Annotated in this window: 13 protein-coding genes, 3 tRNA genes and 1 pseudogene; 7 read left to right on the top strand and 10 right to left on the bottom strand. The window is 41.9% G+C overall.

The annotated features are described in order from the left end of the window. Positions 1-215: 215 nt before the first annotated feature. Positions 216-1,202: pseudogene (locus tag ECHVI_RS24090) on the top strand (recombinase family protein); the annotation flags it as partial. A gap of 529 nt (positions 1,203-1,731) precedes the next feature. On the opposite strand, the gene ECHVI_RS15300 reads toward ECHVI_RS24090, so the two are convergent. The 4 genes from ECHVI_RS15300 to topA all read right to left on the bottom strand — a co-directional run bounded on the left by ECHVI_RS15300 (position 1,732) and on the right by topA (position 5,617). Continuing rightward, a tRNA-Pro gene (locus tag ECHVI_RS15300) sits at positions 1,732-1,806 on the bottom strand. A 199-nt stretch (positions 1,807-2,005) separates the two neighbouring features. Further along, positions 2,006-2,094, bottom strand: a tRNA-Ser gene (locus ECHVI_RS15295). A gap of 202 nt (positions 2,095-2,296) precedes the next feature. Further along, positions 2,297-2,992, bottom strand: coding sequence for an SIR2 family NAD-dependent protein deacylase (locus tag ECHVI_RS15290; protein WP_015266923.1), 696 nt, complete (start codon positions 2,990-2,992; stop codon positions 2,297-2,299). A gap of 303 nt (positions 2,993-3,295) precedes the next feature. Next, the gene (gene topA, locus ECHVI_RS15285) at positions 3,296-5,617 is read right to left on the bottom strand and encodes a type I DNA topoisomerase (protein WP_015266922.1); all 2,322 of its coding nucleotides are present in this window, start codon (positions 5,615-5,617) and stop codon (positions 3,296-3,298) included. 160 nt (positions 5,618-5,777) lie between these two features. Between topA and ECHVI_RS15280 the strand changes: the two genes are divergently transcribed. From ECHVI_RS15280 to ECHVI_RS15270, 3 genes are all read left to right on the top strand, one after another. Next, positions 5,778-6,257: a SixA phosphatase family protein gene (locus ECHVI_RS15280; RefSeq protein ID WP_015266921.1), complete on the top strand. Its 480-nt coding sequence runs from the start codon at positions 5,778-5,780 to the stop codon at positions 6,255-6,257. 175 nt (positions 6,258-6,432) lie between these two features. Next, on the top strand, positions 6,433-7,503 hold the full coding sequence (locus tag ECHVI_RS15275) for an agmatinase family protein (protein ID WP_015266920.1): 1,071 nt from the start codon (positions 6,433-6,435) through the stop codon (positions 7,501-7,503). 191 nt (positions 7,504-7,694) lie between these two features. Then, a tRNA-Leu gene (locus ECHVI_RS15270) sits at positions 7,695-7,776 on the top strand. A 1,039-nt stretch (positions 7,777-8,815) separates the two neighbouring features. Here the strand turns inward: ECHVI_RS15270 and ECHVI_RS15255 are convergent. The 4 genes from ECHVI_RS15255 to ECHVI_RS15240 all read right to left on the bottom strand — a co-directional run bounded on the left by ECHVI_RS15255 (position 8,816) and on the right by ECHVI_RS15240 (position 15,391). Next, positions 8,816-10,411, bottom strand: a complete 1,596-nt coding sequence (locus ECHVI_RS15255) for a RagB/SusD family nutrient uptake outer membrane protein (RefSeq protein ID WP_157501456.1) — start codon at positions 10,409-10,411, stop codon at positions 8,816-8,818. Between the two features lie 13 nt (positions 10,412-10,424). After that, positions 10,425-13,631: a SusC/RagA family TonB-linked outer membrane protein gene (locus tag ECHVI_RS15250; protein ID WP_015266917.1), complete on the bottom strand. Its 3,207-nt coding sequence runs from the start codon at positions 13,629-13,631 to the stop codon at positions 10,425-10,427. 110 nt (positions 13,632-13,741) lie between these two features. After that, a complete protein-coding gene (locus ECHVI_RS23015) occupies positions 13,742-14,701 on the bottom strand; it encodes a FecR family protein (protein WP_015266916.1) in 960 nt (319 codons plus the stop codon). A gap of 114 nt (positions 14,702-14,815) precedes the next feature. Further along, a complete protein-coding gene (locus ECHVI_RS15240; protein ID WP_015266915.1) occupies positions 14,816-15,391 on the bottom strand; it encodes an RNA polymerase sigma-70 factor in 576 nt (191 codons plus the stop codon). A gap of 339 nt (positions 15,392-15,730) precedes the next feature. Between ECHVI_RS15240 and ECHVI_RS15235 the strand changes: the two genes are divergently transcribed. Then, positions 15,731-16,942 (top strand): vWA domain-containing protein, encoded by a 1,212-nt coding sequence (locus tag ECHVI_RS15235; RefSeq protein WP_015266914.1) that lies wholly within the window; start codon positions 15,731-15,733, stop codon positions 16,940-16,942. Positions 16,943-17,244: 302 nt separating this feature from the next. Further along, positions 17,245-18,564: a rhamnogalacturonidase gene (locus ECHVI_RS15230; protein ID WP_015266913.1), complete on the top strand. Its 1,320-nt coding sequence runs from the start codon at positions 17,245-17,247 to the stop codon at positions 18,562-18,564. A 30-nt stretch (positions 18,565-18,594) separates the two neighbouring features. On the opposite strand, the gene ECHVI_RS15225 is transcribed toward ECHVI_RS15230, so the two are convergent. Both ECHVI_RS15225 and ECHVI_RS15220 read right to left on the bottom strand, forming a co-directional pair. Further along, positions 18,595-19,764, bottom strand: coding sequence for a M20 metallopeptidase family protein (locus ECHVI_RS15225; RefSeq protein ID WP_157501453.1), 1,170 nt, complete (start codon positions 19,762-19,764; stop codon positions 18,595-18,597). 224 nt (positions 19,765-19,988) lie between these two features. Beyond that, positions 19,989-20,579, bottom strand: a complete 591-nt coding sequence (locus ECHVI_RS15220; RefSeq protein WP_015266911.1) for a Crp/Fnr family transcriptional regulator — start codon at positions 20,577-20,579, stop codon at positions 19,989-19,991. A gap of 165 nt (positions 20,580-20,744) precedes the next feature. On the opposite strand from ECHVI_RS15220, the gene ECHVI_RS23720 reads away from it, so the two are divergent. Continuing rightward, entirely contained in the window at positions 20,745-20,915 is a 171-nt protein-coding gene (locus ECHVI_RS23720) for a hypothetical protein (protein ID WP_015266910.1), read from the top strand. The last annotated feature ends 87 nt before the right edge of the window (positions 20,916-21,002 follow it).

Here is a 21,002-nt window from a genome sequence, read left to right as displayed (position 1 = left end):
GGCTGATTTTTCCCGTTTTAAAACTACCGCAATCCATTTTCTATTCCAGGTCACTCATCTACAGGCAGCCCTAATTTTACTATTTAACAGTCTTTTACTTCGATTTTAATCGTTAAATTAGTAGCCATCGAGAGCCAAATGCAACCAATGAAGGACAAAGAACTTCATTGCACTCCGAAAGACTGGCTCTTCTTGCACAAAATTCGATTAGAGGTATGGGATATTTAGCGGATCTATATATTCGGGTAAGCACCGACGAACAGGCGGACAAAGGGTACTCTCAGCGGAACCAAGAGGAGATGTTGAGGAAATACTGCATCAACAACAAGATAGAAATCCGCAATGTGGTCTATGAGGACCATTCGGCGAAATCTTTCAACCGCCCAAGGTGGAAGGAATTGATACAAAGCTTAAAGAAGCGGAAGAATAGCGTTAATCTGGTACTGTTTACCAAATGGGATCGTTTCAGCCGTAATGCTGGGGATGCCTACCAGATGATTAATGTCCTTCGTCGCTTAGGCGTGGAACCGCAGGCAATTGAACAACCTTTGGATCTGGAGATTCCGGAAAACAAAATGATGCTGGCGTTTTATCTGGCTGCCCCGGAAGTGGAAAACGACCGCAGGGCATTGAACGTATTTTACGGCATGCGCCGGGCAAAGAAAGAAGGACGGTACATGGGACTGGCACCGGTGGCATACGTAAATAAATCGGATGAGTACGGCAAAAAATATATAGCACCTAAAGAACCGGATGCCGAAATCCTGAAATGGGCTTTTAACGAAGTTAACAAGGGAGTCTTTAACACGGAACAAGTCTGGAAGCAAGCGAGGACGAAAGGGCTTAAATGCAGCAAAAATGCTTTTTGGCAGGTGCTGAGGAATCCGCTTTATTGCGGAAAGCTATTCGTGCCGCCGTTTAAAGATGAGGAAGGATATTTTGTTAAGGCGCAGCACAAGCCAATCATCTCTGAGAGTTTGTTTAATGAGGTTCAGGATACATTGGACGGTAGAGGCAGAAATTACCGGACGAAGGTCGAGACAGTAGATGAATTCCCTTTTAGGGGATTTCTGGTATGCCCGGAATGTGAAAAGCTCCTGACGGCCAGCAAATCAAAAGGGAGATATCGTTATTACGCATATTACCACTGCAAGGGAGGCTGTAAACATCGTACAAATGCCGGAAAAGTGAACGATGCCATCCAAGCAGATTTGCTACGGTTTATCCCCGAAATTCAGGACAAGAAATTATATCAGGAGATAGTCACCAAGGATTACCTTGAACAGACAAGGGAAGTACAAACCGAAAAGAAAGAAATCCTCAATCAGATCAAAGACTATGAAAGTCGGCTTTCTCATGTAAGGGAGCTATTGGCCACACGGGAAATCGATGCTTCTGATTACCGGGAAATGAAAACAGAATACGGGGCAAAGATATCAGCTCTGGAATTGCAACTGACCAAGTTCAATCATGATATCGACAATGTGCAAACGCTTATTGAGCAGGGGTTGACAAAAATCAAAGAGATAGGCACATCGGTTAAAAATGGGAACCTTTCAGAGGTCAGAAAAGATATTGGTTCGATTTATCCCGAAAAAATCGTTTTTGACGGAAGCAAAGTTCGAACCAGAAGACGCAATGAATTCGTGAGTTATATTCAGTTGATTAATAGCGAATTAGGTAAAAATAAAAACGGGACAAAAATAGATTTTTCTACTTTGTCCCGTCAAGTCGGGGTGGCAGGATTCGAACCTGCGACCTCCTGCTCCCAAAGCAGGCGCGATGACCGGGCTACGCTACACCCCGTTTATAATACATAGATTCTTTTGGTCCTGTTTCCTTTAGCGATGAGATCCATTGACCTTTTCAATCGCTAATGCAACGCCATGATCGACTATGCCTTTTTATCAATACTGTTATACGAGATGAAATGTCACCAAAATGGTTTACAAGAAATCTAATTCTATCAGTATCAAAAAAAAGGATTCCATAAAGAATCCTTTTGTAGAGAGTGGGGGATTCGAACCCCCGGTACGGTTTGACCCGTACGACAGTTTAGCAAACTGCTGGTTTAAGCCACTCACCCAACTCTCTAATTATGCCCTAAAACACGTTTTGTTTTCCCTAAAGGCGTTGCAAATATAAAGGATTATTTTTCACTAAAGCAAACACCATAATGCAAAATAATAGGCGTTATTGGATGTTTTTCCCCTTCTGATACTTAAGTTTCTGTGATTCAATAAGAAAAATATTTCAGGTTTTTATGAAAGTTGAGCTCATATTTTTTCTTACACGATTATTTCGATACTTCAATCATGGACATCATCTTGCCTACCCCCGAACTGGCGAAGTCTTCTATCTTGATGAGATTGTTGATATGGCCTATTTTTGGGATTTTCACATCAATGATGTATTTAGGTATTTCCTCAGCAGTATACTGAATCAGTCCAGCTGCAGGATAAACAAGCATAGAGGTGCCAATAACAGCAAAAATATCCGCCTCTTGGGCTGCTCTTGCCGCCGGCTCCATCATGGGGACCATCTCTCCGAACCAAACTATAAATGGCCTTAATTGGCTTCCTTTTTCGCATTTGTCCCCTAGCTTTATCTCCCAGTGATCGAGCTCATAGACCAGTGAAGGATCTAAAGTACTTTGGGATTTTGCAAGCTCCCCGTGGAGATGGATGACATTGGTCGATCCTGCTCGTTCATGGAGGTTGTCTACGTTTTGGGTGACGATGGTGACATCAAAATCCTTTTCCAGTGCTGCCAGGCCAAAATGTGCTCCGTTAGGTTCTACTTCCAAGGATTGCTTTCTGCGTTGATTATAAAAATCAAGGACCAATTTTTTGTTTTTTTGCCAGCCCTCTGGAGTGGCCACTTCCATGACATCGTGTCCTTCCCATAGGCCGTTGCTGTCTCTGAAAGTCTTGATGCCACTTTCTGCTGATATGCCAGCTCCTGTTAATACTACCAGTTTCTTTTTTGCCATATGCTATAAGTCTGTGTTGGTTCAATCGTTGCAACTAGAATGGTTATAGGCTTTTGCTTTAACCATCCTCCGTTGGTTATAGGGCTTATTGTAGAAACCGTTTTTTATCTTAAAAACGACAGATTTTTGCTTTAAACAGCTTTTTTTAAATTACGTATTTTGAAAATAAAAATTAAATAGTTACTGGATTCGATTACGTAAATATTAAAAAAATACTCCTCATGGGGTACGAACTAGCTAGTCTTTGCCGATTTTTTAAAAAAATGAAACAAAAAAACCGGATCTAAATGATCCGGTTCTTATTTATTTTTTCTTTTTGGAAAACCTTCCTTTTTTCTTTTCAGGTTGGTTTTCGATGATCTCTATGGTTTCTTCATAACTGAGATCTTCTGCTACTTTATCCTTGGGGATTTTATAGTTCTTTTTGGCAAACTTAATATAAGGCCCCCAGCGACCATTGAGGATTTGGATGTCAGGATTTTCATCAAACGACTTGATGTGTTTCTTGGCATCCGCTTCTCGCTTATCTTTAATGAGCTGTATGGCTTCTTCTTCATTGACACTTAAGGGGTCATACTCCTTGCCCAAAGAGACAAATTTCCCGTCATGACGAATATATGGGCCGAACCTTCCAATGGCCGCAACGATCTTTTTGTCCTCAAACATCCCAACATCCCTTGGCAACTTAAAGAGTTCCATGGCATCTTCAAAAGTGATGTTTTCGATAAATTGCCCTTTTTTGAGGCTTGCAAACTGCTTTTCTTCATCGTCTTGGTCTCCTATTTGCACGAGTGGACCAAATTTACCCAGTCGAGCTATCACTGGCTTGCCCGTTTTGGGGTCTTTGCCCAGCTCTCTAGAGGAACTTACATTGGCGCGTTCGACGGTTTCTGCCTCTTCTACGGTATTATGGAATTTACCATAAAAATTCTCGATCATATTATCCCATTGCTGTATGCCATGGGCGATGTCGTCAAATTCCTTTTCTACCTTTGCCGTAAATTTATAGTCAATGACATTCGGGAAATGATCAACCAAGAAATCATTTACCACCATAGCGATATTGGTAGGAAACAATTTGTTCTTATCCGAACCGTAGTTTTCGGTCTTTTCTGCTTTGGAAAATGAGCCGTCCTTGATGATCATTTCGGTGTAATTACGTGGCTTCCCATCCCTGGATTCCTTGATGACATAATTACGTTTCTGTATCGTCGAAATGGTCGGAGCATACGTAGAAGGTCTACCGATGCCCATTTCTTCAAGCTTTTTCACCAATGAGGCCTCCGTATAACGCGCAGGCGGTCTGGTGAAGCTTTGACGGGACTTCATTTCGATCAGGTCAAGGTCTTGACCAATCGTCAGTGGTGGAAGCAGTCCTTTATTGTCATTGTTTTCTTCTTCCTCTTCATCATCGGTGCTCTCCAGATAGACTTTTAGAAAGCCCTCAAACTTGATGACTTCTCCACTAGCGCTGAGCGTAAGATCTGAATTACTGATGCCAATGGTCACAAGGGTCTTTTCCAATAGGGCATCGGCCATCTGTGAGGCGATGGCCCGCTTCCAGATCAACTCATAGAGCCGTTGTTCATTCCGTTCTCCGGAGATTTCCTCGTTCGCAAAATTGGTAGGACGAATGGCTTCGTGAGCCTCTTGGGCACCTTCAGACTTTGAAGTATATTTTCTGGATTTATGGTACTCCGGACCAAAAGCAGATATGATTTGGTTTTGGGCACTTTCCATGGCTTCTTGAGACAAGTTAACACTGTCTGTCCTCATGTAAGTGATTTTACCTGCCTCATAGAGCCGTTGGGCCAATGTCATCGTCTGAGCCACCGAGAAGCTCAATTTCCTACTGGCTTCCTGCTGTAGAGTGGAGGTGGTAAACGGTGCTGCTGGCGTCTTTTTGGCTGGCTTTTTTTCCAAGTTCTTGATGGAAAAATCAGCTTCAAGACAGTTCTTGAGAAAGGCTTCAGCCTCTTCCTGCGTTTCAAACTTCTTGGGAAGCTCGGCATTGAGTTCTTTGCCCTTGACATTGAAAATCGCCGTAACTTTATAAGAAGATTTGGATTCGAATTTATCGATTTCACGCTCACGCTCTACAATGAACCTTACGGCAACGGACTGCACTCTACCGGCAGAAAGTCCAGCTTTCACTTTTTTCCACAGTACTGGAGAAAGCTCAAATCCCACCAACCGATCCAAAATTCTTCGGGCTTGCTGCGCATTCACCAAGTCAATGTCTATGCTTCTTGGGTTTTCAATGGCTTTGGTGATGGCATTTTTCGTAATTTCCCGGAAGACAATTCGCTTGGTTTTGTCGTTATCGAGCTTTAGCACTTCTTTTAAATGCCACGAGATAGCTTCTCCTTCACGGTCATCATCACTTGCCAAATAGATGGTATCAGAATCTTTCACCATTTTCTTTAGTTGCTTGATGACCTCTTTTTTATCGGAAGTTACCTCATAGGTAGGTTTGAAGTGGTTTTTTATATCTATAGCCTTGTCTCCTTTGGGAAGATCCCTGACATGTCCGTAACTTGAAGTTACTTTATAGTCCTTACCAAGATAGCCTTCTATGGTTTTGGCTTTGGCTGGAGATTCGACAATGACTAGATTTTTTGGCATAATGGTTTTACTTTACTTGAAGTGCTGAGAGCTGTCCTCAACAAAATCCAAAAATAGAAGCGATTATATTCTCCTCCAAATATTAATCCATCTCATATTGCTTTTGGCACGGTTATTTTATTGTAATTTTATAGTGATTTTTAAATCTAATTCTACCCAAATGACTAAGTTAATAGCTTTACTGAGACACGGGGAGGCGGAATATGGCCAAAGCCAGCATCGTGATTTCTCCCGAAATTTATCTGCATCCGGAAAATCAAAACTAAAAAGACTCTCGAATGTTTTGAAGGAACGTGGGTTACATTTCGATGCTGTGGTTTCTAGCTCGGCAGCCAGGACACGCCAAACCACCGAGATCATGCTAAATGGTATTGAAGCTGAGGAGACCACTTTTCTGGATTCCCTTTATTTGGCCGATGTCCAGACGATCATTGACTTTTTTGGGAACTTACCGGAAAAGTACTGTAAAGTACTATTTGTAGGCCACAATCCCAGTATTAGTGCTTTTCTTTCATACGTTACGGGAGAATATCATATGAGCCTGCAGCCCGGAATGATGACGATGGTTGATTTTGAAGTAGACAGCTGGGAGATCGCCATCAATAGAGGGATGGGAAATCTGACAGAAGTATTGCAGTAACGGCAAAATCAAGAAACAAACCATTTTTTGGTTTATTTTACTATCGATAAAAGAAATGCTAAATATGGTTTTAGGAGTTGGGTAAAAACCAAATTTAATGTAAATTATAACTATGATTAACTGCTCACTAGAAACAATTTACAGTTTGTCAGGCAGTTATAAATTTTAAGGAAATATGACTACAAAAAAACAAAAAGCAATTGACAAATTCGACCCAAATGGGGTATCCTCCGAAGGGAGCATTTTTGGATTGCCATTTGATGAGGAAACTGCTTCAGTTGTCATCGTACCAGTGCCTTGGGAAGTGACTGTTTCTTATGCTCCGGGCACCGCAAATGGTCCACAGGCGATATTGGATGCCTCTTCACAGGTGGATCTTTTTCAGGATGATATCACGGATGCATGGACAATGGGTATCCATATGCTGCCGATCCCAGAAAATGTATACAGTAACAATACAAAATATCGGATCTTGGCAGGAAATTATATTGATTGGCTGGAAAGAGGGTCTCCAAAGGAAGAAAGGGAGCGTTTTGGAGCCGTTCCGGCATTAATCGATAAAGCCTGTCAAAGCATGAACGATTGGGTTTATGAAACCGCAAAAGACCAGTTGAATCAAGGGAAATTAGTGGCATTGGTTGGCGGCGACCATAGTACTCCGTTGGGGCATATCAAAGCGTTGTCTGAACGGTATTCAAGTTTTGGTATATTGCAGATAGATGCCCATGCTGATTTAAGGGATCAATATGAAGGCTTCAACTATTCACACGCTTCCATTTCCCATAATTTCCTAAATATTCCTCAAGTCGAGAAACTTGTTCAAGTTGGCGTGAGAGATTATTGCGAGGAGGAATCGGACCGAATTGATGGTGATGATAGAATCACTACTTTCTTTGATCACCATATTAAGGAACAATTGTATGAAGGGGTCACATGGAGAACAATCTGTGATCAGGTAATCGCTTCTTTGCCCAGAGAGATTTATATTACCATTGATATCGATGGATTAGATCCAAAGCTTTGCCCTCATACGGGAACGCCCGTTCCAGGTGGCTTTGACTTGAACCAATTGCTGTATTTGATGAAGCTGATTGTCAAATCCGGCCGTAAAATCATTGGATTTGATTTGGTGGAGGTAGCTCCTGGGGAAGATGATAGCGAGTGGGACGGTAATGTTGGTGCCCGGTTACTTTATAGGATGTCCAATCTAATGGGCGTTTCCCATGGAAAGTTATGGTGGAAATAGGCACTTGATTCATTTATCGATAATAATGTGCCTGTCAACTTTACCTTGAGGGTTTGACAGGCATTTTTTGAAGGTTAAGGGTGCCGAATGAATGGGAAATAACAAATCAAAAATAATTTTTACCAAAGCATTGTTTTAATTCAAGTTTGTTTATTTCTTTGCCATCCCAATAGCGGAAAACGCTAAGTTAAGCGGACGTGGCGAAATTGGTAGACGCGCTGTCTTCAGGCGGCAGTGCCTTTGGGCATGAAGGTTCGAGTCCTTTCGTCCGCACAAAAAGGTCTCTTTCTGAAATTCAGAAAAAGACCTTTTTTCTTTTATTAAAGGTGTAATATTCTCCATTAGTGGTCTTTGTATTTTGTGATTATCAATAAGAACCGGATCAAGCGGAAAAGTTAGGGGCATTTTACTCCATAATGAAAATTGGCAGTTCCCCCAGGGCAAACACTTTTAAACTATTAGTAAAGAGATGTCAGCCTGAATTAAAGAACTTCAAGAGGCTAAAAGTCCTTTCCCTGATGGTTTGTCAAGTGTGGCAAATGCATTTAGTACTAATTTCGTATAAAGGAGCCATCATCCGTGCCGCTGGCACTTTGCCCCAATCTGCTCATGTATAGTGGTTGGGGCTTGGTTGAGGTTAAACCCTGGCTATGGCTTAGCAACTGAGCATCCTACCTAATCCGCCTTTGGGGAAGGGTCATATAGAAGGTGCAGGTTTTCACTTGCACCAAAAATGATTACACAAAAAAGGGTAAGTACCCTAGGAACGGCAGATATAAATGCAAATAGATTTTTTTTAAAGGCGTTTGCCCTGTGGAGGAAGCCCATCGTTTTGAAGTTATGAAATTTTCTTTTATAAGACCATGTCAACATTCGTCCCCTCTGAAATATTGCTTGATCCATAAAACACAATATCGAAACTACCACACCGCACTAAATTTTATGAAGCTTATAGCTTCTACAAAATCCAATTTGTCTAAAACACGAGACTTGTTGGTCAATCGGTAATTCCCTTATCAATTTCCATTCAAAAAACTTGGCTTAATCCATAATAAGCTATTCGGTAAGGTCAAAAAAATAAGCCCGGCCAATTATAATTGACCGGACTAACGGTAAGTATCAATAATTCAGGGATGTTTATCGTAACAATGACACGCTACCAAACCTATAAACTACAAAGCAATCATACTTTCCTTTCCGTCCAGGTTACAGCATCCGTTTGGTGCTTTTGGGAGGTTGTTACATTTTTAGTTATCCGTGGCTTTAACATTAAGCCAACAGCCAATCCCCACCTTTTCTGATTAATCCCAACTTAGTACCCTGGATTTTGTTTCAAACCAGGATTTACCTTTAGGCTGCTTTCAGGAAATGGCCAACGGTATTGATGGGATGAAAATGTCCTATCTTCAATCTTAAGACTAGTCATCTGTCCATTTTCCTCTCTGGTGTGCCCCAAAGCTGGTTGGTTTAAAACATCTTCAGCTATTCTCCAGCGTAAAAGGTCTGCATAACGCAACCCCTCTCCAGCAAACTCCACTCTTCTTTCGTTTTGAATCAAGGTCATCCAATCCTCTTGTACATAGCTGTTATAGCTCGGTAAATTCACATCTGCTACTGTCATATCCAGCCCGGCACGTTCTCTTACCTGATTAATGCACTCTTTGGTCAGGGCATCTACTTCTCCCATCATGATCTTTGCTTCAGCATATGTCAGCAGTACTTCTGCGTACCTCAAGAGCCCGTATTCCATATTTCCATTCCGAAACGCATCGTTTTCGGATACGAATTTCTTAAACCAATACCCCGATTTACTGGCCCGCTGATTTTCATAAAACATTGGATTATTGGAATTGTAAATATCGATGGGTTCACCGTAGAATACATCACCATGCCCCATGATGGAAGCTTCGTACCGAGGATCACGGTTCAGGTTGGGATTTAACTCATATTCCTCTTTGGTATGAAGCGGACAATCCTCAATCGGGCGTCCTTGAAGTGTCCAATAACTGTCCACTAAGGATTTTAACGGTACACAGTACGATTGACCGTTTCCTGTGCGAAAGTGCGGACCCAAATCCCTGAAAGAATAGGTGGTACTGCCACTGTGGCTTTCCTCGTCCAGATGGACAATAAACTCATTGTTATTCGAAGCAGCTTCATACTGAAAAAGGTCCCCATAAGATGGATGCAAACTATAGTTTCCGCTATCTATGATTTCTTTGGCCAGGCTGGCTGCCAACTCATACCGTTCATGGTATAGGGCATACCGCATGATGACTGCCTTCAGGGAAAGCTGGTTAAACATGTACTTATTCGACGTGTATTCATCTATGGGAAGCTGTTCTGCAATTTCCACAGCCATCGGAAAGATGATCTCCAAGATCTCCTCTTTGGGCCGCGCAGGTTGTCGGGCATCATCCAAATTGGCAGGATCCAACATAAAGGGGACATCTCCCCAATAAAACGTAAGCCTAAGATAATGCCACATGCGAAGTCCTTTCAGGATGTTTTCATAGCGTGTCCTGATCGTTTCATTTTCCACATAAGGCTCATTGATGTTATCGATATAGGTGTTTAGCCTTCCCACGTGTTTCATGTATGTCGCATAATAATACTCCATACCGATACTACTGGCGTTCAGCGTACCGTTGGCAATTGCTTGGTGGTGATCACTGAAATCCCGTGCGTAGGCATTGTCAGAACGACCATCCAGCATGTAAAGAAGGCTTCTCCTGTTACTATGGTGAGTAAACACATCATAAAAACTACTGTAGGTCACCCTACGAAGATCATCTTCATCATTGAAGAACTCTGTAAAAGAGGTTGCCGTCGGATCTGTTTTATCCAAAAAGCTTTCACATCCCGACATGGTAATTACTAATACAATTATGCAAACTATCTTTTTCATGGTCATTTCTTAATTAGAGAATTGTGAATTTTACACCCAAACTATAACTGGCCATCCTTGGGTAATTGCCAGTGCCACCGTTTCTTTCTGGCTCCAGTCCTTCCCAATTGGTGAAAGTAAAAGCATCTTGGGCATTAATGTAGACGCGCATATTCTTAACACCTTTGGTGATATGGGGAAAAGTGTAGCCCAATTGTAGGGTTTTGATCCTAAAAAATGATGCATTGCTCAACCAAACATCACTAAGTTCTGAATTTGGAGTAGTTCCAGTCCATACACGTGGGAACCGACTGTTTGGGGTTTCTGGCGTCCATCTATTATCCATATAATACTGGCGTGGCGCTCCCAAATCATTATTTTCTCCATCCATGAACACTGGAAATCCTTCTTGACCTCCTAGCCTTCCAGTTCTTCTTCCCACACCATGGCCAAGGAAGCTGAAATCCCAATGGCGAAATCGAAGGTCTAGGGTAATGGAATAATTCATGTGAGGGAAAGGATCTCCCAAATCTACACGGTCCTTGTCATTAATTACGCCATCTCCATTTTGGTCAACATACCGAATATCACCGGGCAGTGTATTGGGAAGTTTAGCAGAGGTTTCATCTACTTCCTGTTGATTTTGAAAATAACCATCGCTTTCAAAACCGTAATAATTGTCCAAAGCAATGCCGCGATACCAGATTTTCTCATTGTTATCTTTAAAGATGAGCGTGTCTGATTTGTTATACCCTGCCTTCAGCACCTTATTGTTATTCTCAAATAAGATTCCGCCAATGGTATAGGACAATTCCCCAACCTGGTCACTCCATGATCCTGATAGTTCCCAGCCTTTGTTCTCCACCTCTCCAATGTTGACAGCTGATTCCAAGCTATTCGAACCGGTCAATGGGGGAACTGGAAATTCTGAATAGATCAGGTCAAATGAATGTTTTCTGTAAAATTCTGCCGTAAACTTAAAGCGGTTATCAAACATGCCTAAATCGATACCGATATTGGCCTGACGCTGTTTTTCCCAACTAAAACTTGGATTGGGAATTCTCATCGTCCATCCCCAATTGTTTACCACCTCTTGCCAGAGGTATGGATTCACATTTTCGTTTCCTATCAAACCATAGGAAAGTCGAATTTTCATGTTATTGATCAGTCCACTTTGGGTAACCCCAGATAGAAACCTCTCATTATGAATATTCCATGCCAATGCCCCGGATGGAAAAAATCCCCACCGGTGTCCTGGGGCAAATTTACTACTGCCATCCCCCCTAGCCGTTACTTCCAGCAGATACCTGTCGTCAAAGGAATAATTGAGTTTGGAGTAAAATGAAGCTTTTGCAATCTCCCTGTAATCGGTATAATTATAGTTCATGATCTCAGTACCCGCAACCAAATAGAGTTTGTCCTGCTCTTTCCTCAAATCACGTTCATAGTTAATATTTGCCCTGGCCGTGAGCTGGCTGACACTTACGCCTTGTTCCGAATCCACATCGTTTGCCCAAGTCGCCACAGGAATCCCATCTCCATCGAAAAACTTAAAGGTTTCCCGCTTGTATTTATTGGCGGATTTATTGATCATATATGAAATATTACCATTGATGTGCAAATTGTCATTGATATGATAGCGCGGACGAAGATTTATGGTGCTTCTGTCATATAGGTTGTTACGCTCGCCTCCATGATTAATGGAGGCAATTGGGTTCATCTCGTTGTGTAGTATATAATGATCGGGAAGATCCGAATCATAAAATACAGCTTGGGTAGGATTCATTCTCCAGGCAATTTTATAAAGCCCATGGCCATCTGAATTGGCTTGGAGCCTATTTACCTGTAACCTTCTGGCATAAAAGTCTGCCAAAAGGACAAATTTGTCATCAATATGGATATCGGTATTAAACCGGGCACTGAACCTTTCCGATCCTTCGTAGGTATTCAATCCGTTTTCTTTAAGGTAACCAAGCATCAGGTTAAACGTCCCCACTCCGCCGCCACCAGAAATATTGGCAGACATGTTATAGGAATGCGCCCGTCTTTCCATGACCTCATCCAGCCAGTCCGTATTGGTGGTATTTCCATTCGTGGCATTGGTGATTTCCTCATCGGTGAATTGCGGCGTTTGTCCTTGAAATTCGCGAGCTTCATTGTTCAATCGCATATAATCAGCGGAATTTACAAAAGTGGGCATATCTATCGGGTCATTCACGGCAGCCCACGAATGCAGGTCTACTCTAAACTGCCCTGTAGTTCCCCTATTGGTCGTGATGATGATCACACCATTAGCTCCCCTTGAACCATACATTGCTGCCGAAGCAGCATCTTTTAGCACACTGATACTTTTGATTTCATTGGGATCGATATCGGTAAGGCTTTGCTCCATTCCATCCACAATAACCAATGGATCGGCATTCTGTAACGTACTGATGCCTCGTATATTAATGGTCCCTGGGACACTTCCGGGTAAATTGCTACCCTGCAACATGGTGACGCCTGGAAGGGTGCCACTAAACGCTTCCTGCAATTTGAAAATGGGACGCATCTTTGCCCTTTTCATATCCAATTCAGCAATCGATGAAGCGACGTGTTGTTTTTCAACGGAGTTGTAGCCCATAACCACCACTTCATCCAATGCTGTACTCTCTTCCTTGAGCGATACATTCACAGTACTTCGGTTGTCAATGTTCACCTCTTGGTTTTGATAACCTAGCATACTGAAAATCAATACACCTTTCTCTTCGGCATGGATGCGATAATAGCCATCATTATCGGTAACCGTTCCCACGTTTGTCCCCTTGATAAGGATGGTAGCTCCAGGCATAGGCGCTCCATTTTCATCGGTCACACGCCCTGTAATATCTATCTTATCATAGGCATTTTCAGCCATTTTCACGGAAATATGATCTCCTTCCCGCATAAACTTAAGCCCTTTTTTCTCCAGTAAGCCCAGGAGCTCATTCAAGCTGATATTTTCACGATTTAAGGTAAACCGTTTATCACTACCAGAAATATCATCATCGTATAAGAATACAAGATCTGTCTGAGCTTCAATCTGATTAAAAACATCTGTGTAAGGGGCTTCTTGCGAAAAAAAGGAAATCATGATCTGCCCTTTATTTTGGCCATTGGAAGTATTAGCCAAAAGCAACTGCATCATAAACAGTTGCACCACAAACACATAAACTAGTCGCTTCGATAAAAATATCGATTGTTTTAAGATGGTGGAATACATAAATTTCTAAATGTTAACTGAGGTTAATAAAATTGTTTTGGCCCATGCCTGTTGCGACCAGACATGGGCTGCTTTTTAGATGTTGATTGACAAAGTGTTACATAGGCATTTTATTTACAGTCGTTTCCAATAAATACTACATTATTCTCCTCCTTTATTTCCCAATCAATCTCTTTGATGAACTTAATCTGATTGAGTAAAACTTTCAGATCTCCCATCTTGAGCTTCCCTGAGACGGTACAGTGTTCCAAGGATTTTGGCTCAAAATGAATCTGATATCCATACCACCGCTCCACGGTTTTGGCCAAGTCTTTAAGCGAGGTTTCATCTAAATAGGTGATTTGATTTCTCCATGCTCCGGCGAGGTCGAGATTGGCAGGGTATTTTAGAAGCGTACCATTATCATCAAAAGATGCTGCTTGGTTGGCCGACAAAAGTTTTTCCTGATCGGGAGAATTTATACTCCCTACTTTTACATTACCTTCAAATACGCTGACTTCTGTTTTTTCGGAAGGATAGGCACGAACATTAAATTGGGTCCCTAATACAGTAGTCGAAAGCTCATCGGTATCCACAACAAAAGGTTTGTCTACATCAGGTGCCACGTCAAAAAAAGCTTCCCCTGTAAGTGCTATGTTTCTGCTTTCACCGTCAAAATCCGCCGGATATCGAATACTTGAAGCTACATTGAGCATGACAATGGACCCATCAGGGAGGGAAATGGTCCGTTGTTCGCCAATACCGGTTGAGGCAGTTATCCAGTCTATTTGCTGGATTTGGCTCATCATGAGCCAATATCCTCCTATCAAGACAATCAATGAAGCTGCAACAGCCTTCCACCAGAAACCGGTATAAGTGAGAGAGGCTTCTTTTCCTTTGCCTGAACTTTTTTGCGCTTCTATACGTGCCCAAATATCCTTTCTTATGCTTAACAGTTCCAGGTTAGATTCTTCAGGTTCCTTAGAAAAGCTTTTTCGAAACCATTGATCCACTATGAAGACTTCCCTTTTACTGGCCTTCCCCTTCAGGTACCGTTTGAGTATATCGTTAAATTGTTTTTTACCTACCATCCGTTGTGTCCTTTGAACAGATAGTGGAGATAAAAGACCTTCGCACCTAAAAAAAATTAAGGACCCGGCCTGATTTAACGATTAAATAACAATTTTAAAAAATAGGTAACATCGCTAAGCGTCTATTAACGAAAAGGCGATGATAAAAGCCATCTTTACTTCAGGGGAATTCCGTAAATGGTTTAAGGCCTTGTTGATATGGTTCTCTACAGTACTTTTGGATATTTTAAGTTGCTGGGAAATTTCATGATTGGATAGGTGATCATAGCGACTAAGGTAAAAAATCCGCTTGCACTTTGGAGACAATTCCTCTAAGCTTTCTTTGATTGTCAATTCCAGTTCTTTATGGAAAAGATAATCTTCAACGGGACAATGAGACAGGATTTGATTAAACTCTTCCAGAAACTGCTCCTGTTGCTCTTGCTTTCGAATATGTTCAATCAATCGATATTTAGAGGCTTGGTAGAGATATGCGTAAAGGTTTTTAATGGCTAACTTTTCCCGCCTATTCCAAAGGTCCAAGAATATCTCCTGAACAATATCCTTGCTCAGCTCCTGATCTTTGGTGACGGCACTGCTGACGGCATAAATTTTTTCCCAATACTTATCATAAAGGGATTCGAAAGCTTCCCAAGACCCCTGTCTTAAACCGTCCAATAATGTCATATCTGAATGCGGATAGCTTTCCATAGATGTTCATTTTTCCAAGCCAAGAGCCTTGGACTTCTAATAACATTTACAAAATATCAATTAGCATTTCTCTATTTTACAATTGTTTTGAAATCCTACAAATACTCCGTATAAATTACTAAAACTTGATGCTCAACAGGTTTTAGCGCTTTCTAATTCCTCTTAACCCAAACGTTTGATGCCAAAAATATGCAAGTAATTGTTAAAATTCACCAGTGCTAAAATAAGTTAGTGTTAAGCTTTGTAAACCCATAAAAAATTAAAATAAAAAAATCCTCTTTACTGAGACACACATATAAAAGTTTACGTCAAGACCATACGACTAAAACTTATTTAACCATGAAAAGATCCTTACTACGATTTTTATTGTTTTTCGCGCTTCCGATGATATTCTACAGCTGTGAGAGCAACTTGGACAGCACCGATCCCAAGTCGGATTCAAGTAACGGTGAATTGGATAGTTTTTATGCCGGTGAAGGAAGCGGGACACCTAATGGAAGCGGAAACGGCCAAGCCCCCCCACCGCAGCCAGGATTGATCACTGCAGGGGAATGGAATGACTTGGACCATTGGGAATTTTGGCAAAACCTGTTGAATGAAAAGGATTTTGGAAAAATGCCCGACTACTGGGGTATTAACCTTCGGCATCGGATCCCTCTTCAGCTCAATAGGCCCAATGGAAGTCCCGCCGTCAATGTGAAGGTAGCCCTGAAATCAGGTAATGAGACCATTTGGGAAGCAAGAACGGATAACAGTGGCCGGGCAGAATTATGGGGAAATATCTTCTCGACTCCCCAGTCAAGGATGCTACTAGAAAACTTGACCATCTCCATCGAAGACGGAAATAAACTTATCGAGCTTTCCCAAACCAATTACCAACAACCTCAAGTGATCACATATTTACCCCAACATTATGCAGCCAATCAAGCGGAAATTGCCTTTGTAGTGGATGCTACCGGATCCATGGGCGATGAACTGGAATATTTGAAAACCGAACTGCTTGATGTGATCCAGCGGGCCAAATCAGAAAATCCCTCTACCACATTCCTGACTGGAACTGTATTCTACCGGGATATTGGTGATGAATATGTGACGCGACAGTCACCCTTTACCACAGACATAACCTCGACTTTATCGTTTATCAAGGATCAAGAGGCAAACGGTGGTGGAGATTTTCCAGAAGCGGTGCACACGGCTCTCTCCAAAGCAATCAAAGCGCTCCAGTGGACTTCTTCTGGAAGGGCAAGACTTCTATTTCTCTTGCTGGATGCTCCGCCACACTATGATGCCCAGGTGATTGATGAAATCCATGGACTGACCCAATTGGCAGCAGCCAACGGGATCAAAATCATCCCTGTCACCGCAAGTGGAATCGATAAGGAAACAGAATTTTTAATGCGTCTTTTGGGCAATGCCACCAATGGCACCTACGTCTTCATCACCAATCACAGTGGCATTGGCAATGATCATTTGGAGCCGTCAATCGGGGAATATGAAGTGGAATTCCTCAATGATCTGATGGTAAGGTTAATTGGTGAAGCGGTACAATAGAACGTCATAACTACTTACTTAACTGGTAAAGGGCAATAACGTCAACATGTAATACAGCCGCTTTCGAATACTTCTAAGGGAACTACTACTTTGATCGCCGTGGATAAAGGATACAATTCCTTTGCCACGGCTTTCTTTGCTTTTAGCATAAGCTACAATCTCTAAAAGGAAAGGCAAAAATCAGCTATCCCTCTTACTTCACCGTTACCATAACAATACAGGATTGATATGTGAAATGGATCCGTTAATTTCGGTTCATTAAATCGTTACAAACTTTAAACACATAAATCCAAGATTCATCCATGAAAAGGTACCTCTTTCTACTCATTGTACTACTTACCAGCATAAGCCCACTGATGGCCCAAGAAGAAGTCTTTCCGGACGGCTCGCCCATTCCGGACTGGTTTAGGCAAATCGAACCTACCGATATCGATCAACTCGGCAAGCACTATCGGATCACCGATTATGGTGTGGTCAATGACAGTACGGTTTTACAAACTGAGAAAATCCAAGCGGTCATTGATCAGGCTTCCGAGCAAGGAGGTGGCATAATCATCATTCCTGCTGGCACCTTCTTAAGTGGCTCACTGTTTTTTAAACCCGGTACACACCTGCACCTCGAAAAAAATGCTGTCATCAAAGGAAGTGATGACATTACCCATTTCAAATTATTGGAAACACGAATGGAAGGCCAAACGCTAAAATATTTTGCTGCGTTGGTAAATGCCGATGGAATGGACGGGTTTACCATATCAGGAAGCGGTACCCTTAACGGCAATGGACATCGCTATTGGAGGCATTTTTGGATTCGTCGCCAATTCAATAAAAACTGTACCAATATGGATGAGATGCGTCCCCGAGTACTGTACATATCCAATAGCAAAAATGTGCAAGTATCAGGCATCAGCTTGATCAACTCTCCTTTTTGGACTTCGCATTACTACAAATGTGAAAATGTAAAAATCCTGAACCTTCATATTTTTGCGCCCCACACCACTGAAAAAGCCCCAAGCTCGGATGCCATTGACTTGGATGCTTGCAAAAATGTTTTGGTGAAAAATTGTTTTATGTCCGTCAATGATGATGCAATAGCTCTCAAGGGCGGAAAGGGACCCAATGCAGATACCGATCCGAACAATGGCGGCAATTATAACATCATTGTAGAGGATTGTGAATTTGGCTTTTGCCATAGTGCCTTGACATGCGGCAGTGAGTCTATCCACAATAGAAACATTATTTTGAGAAGGATAAAGGTTACCGATGCCAAGCGTCTTTTTCTCTTGAAAATGCGTCCAGACACCCCACAGCATTACGAGTACATCACCCTTGAAGACATTAAAGGTAGCGCCAAAAACATGTTTAATTTTAGTCCATGGACACAGTTTTTCGATCTCAAAGGAGAAAAAGACATCAAATTCTCCAAGGGTAACCATATTACCTTCCGAAATATTAAACTGGACTGTGACCGAATCTTTAACTCAAGGGCTTCTGATCAATATAACGTGTCCAATGTCACTATGGAAGACGTCAAGCTTTCCACCTCTCCAGACCAAGTGACCAAACCGGAATATATTGATAACTTGATCATGAAAAACGTTAAGATCAATGGTGATAAGTTATAAAATCCCTTGATCACCCATCATGAACAGGAGTCAATTATTTGTCCGCTCTATCAGTAAAGAGGAAAAATAATTGACTCCTGACTTGATACATGTTTCATCCACCCTAAAATGTGGAGTATGAGGCATTGCAATGATTCCCTTTTCAAAATTGGATCCTCCAAGCAGGAAATAAACCCCGGGAACCTTTTCCTGAAAGTACGCAAAATCATCCCCACGGCCATCTGGAATGACACCATATAAAGGAATAGCGCTGCCTTGACCATAAATCCCCGCAATCCCCTGAATGGCCTGCTCCGTGAGAGAAGAATTATTTTGGATATTGGCTCGCTGGGTAGAATAGAGGAATCCTTCCGTGGCAAATGCAATGTCCATAAATCGATCCGCAAAGTCAGACTGATCGATCGAACGCTGTAAACGTCTCGGGATGGCATCCATTAGGGAAGCACTGCTGGCACTCAATATGCCACTTATACGGACCTGCCCGTCTTGACGACTTACCGTAACATTCTCTTTTACGGTGATATAATCCTGAAAAATGGTTTCGGGGTTTCCTATTCCTATGGTCGGGTCCATCAGGTTTTGGGTATCCCAAAATTCACTGGATGCTGGTACATTTTGAAGTCCTGACAACAAGTTTTTTGTAAAGGCTATCACTTCTTCATCGGCCGCGCTGGCCTCATAAGTCACATGAATTTCTTTATAGTCGGCAAATAAATAGCCGGGTTTGGAGGCCACCAACCCTGAAGGCATGGGCGAAATATGGGCTGCATACATTTCCTCCGGAGCTATTCCTTCGAAAAGCCCATCGGAGATCATGGACTTTGCTCCTTTGTAGTTTTCTTCGGAAGGTTGGAAGATGAAATAAACGGTACCTTTTATCTGCTCTCTATGGTGAGCCAGGACGTTTGCCATCCCCAATGCTATGGTTACGTGAACATCATGTCCACAATAATGGTTGATGCCCTTATGAATAGAACCAAACACTTCCGGGTCCTGTGCATCAAATTTGAGGGCATCCATATCCGCACGCCAAGCGATTTTTTTCCCTCCTTGTTTTCCTTTCAAAATGCCCACCACTCCATAACCGCCAACTCCCACTTTTACTTCCAAACCCAGAGCCAATAAGTAATTGGTAACAAACTCGGCCGTTCTTTTTTCCTGACCAGAAATTTCTGGATGGCGGTGCAAGTCACGTCTCACCAGCACCAAACTATCGAAAATAGCATCCGTACGTGCTTGAATAGCTTTATGTATCCCATCAGGGGCCTTTTTCTCTTGGGCTGGGCAAACCGCCCCCCATAAAAAGCAGGTACCAATTACCAAATAATTGATCTGCTTGAAAATTTGTGTTGTTCTTTTACCTGTTTTTATAGCCCTAAGATGCAGTAAAGGAACTTTTGGTTCCTGACACATATGTGACAAAGTCATTTGGAAGCAATTCTTTTTCTGATCCGACTTAAGGATTGTCGCTCAATGCCTAAAAATGAAGCCAAATGGGTCAGGCTCACCCGGTTCATCAGGTCTTCATGGTTGGCCAAAAAATTCAAATACCGCTCTTCTGCTGTCAGAAACAAGAAGCTTTCCACACGATCACTCAAAATCGTCAGCACCTTTTCTGCAATCAATCTCCCTTGCATTTCACTTTGCCTAAACTTCCGATAACTTTCCTGAATCACCTCATAGGGTAAATTTACGACAATGGATGGCTCCAGACACTGTATGTGATATTTGGATGGTTGTTGCCTGATAAAGGCTGGATAGTCCGTTACATATTCATTTTCTTGGATAAATCCAGTGGTAATCTCATTTCCTTTATCATTGATAAAGAACCTTCTGCATAATCCCTCATATACAAACCCCATATCGTGCTGTATTTCTCCACTGCTTAGGTAATATTCACCTTTGGGAATTTGGCGAATGCTGAGGTAAGGCTGAATGAATTCGGCTACTTCTGGCCCGAGATGGCTAAATTGTCGAAGATACACTTGGATATACTTCTCCACTTCCTTTTTCATGAATGTATAATTGTTGATCCAAACTGTGTTAATTACCAATTATATATATTATTTACTTTAAATGTCCTCGCTATTCGCTAACCACTGCCAGATTCTCCATTAAGTGAAGAAATTTGTTTAAGCGCCTTAATATTATTTACTTAACATTAAAAACCATTTATAAACATGAATAAAAAAACCACCATATACCCTACGGAACCATTACTTTCCAAAACATCACTTTCCTCTCCTGTTTGCTATTTGAATAGCCCGGAAATACTGGCAGATTATAAAATCCCCGCTATTCCAATCCCTGATAAAGGTAAGAAGAAGGAAAGATTGAAGCCCAAATCATAGATTAAAGTCACCTTTTCTAAGGCTGGTTTAGTCGTGCTGACCATAAAGCCAATAAAAAGGATCAAGCCGAAAAGATGGGGCAGCCTA

It is taken from the genome of Echinicola vietnamensis DSM 17526 (assembly GCF_000325705.1).
GTDB classification, from domain to species: domain Bacteria; phylum Bacteroidota; class Bacteroidia; order Cytophagales; family Cyclobacteriaceae; genus Echinicola; species Echinicola vietnamensis.
Note: the sequence above shows the minus strand (reverse complement) of the source record. Positions and strands in the feature narration are given on the sequence as shown.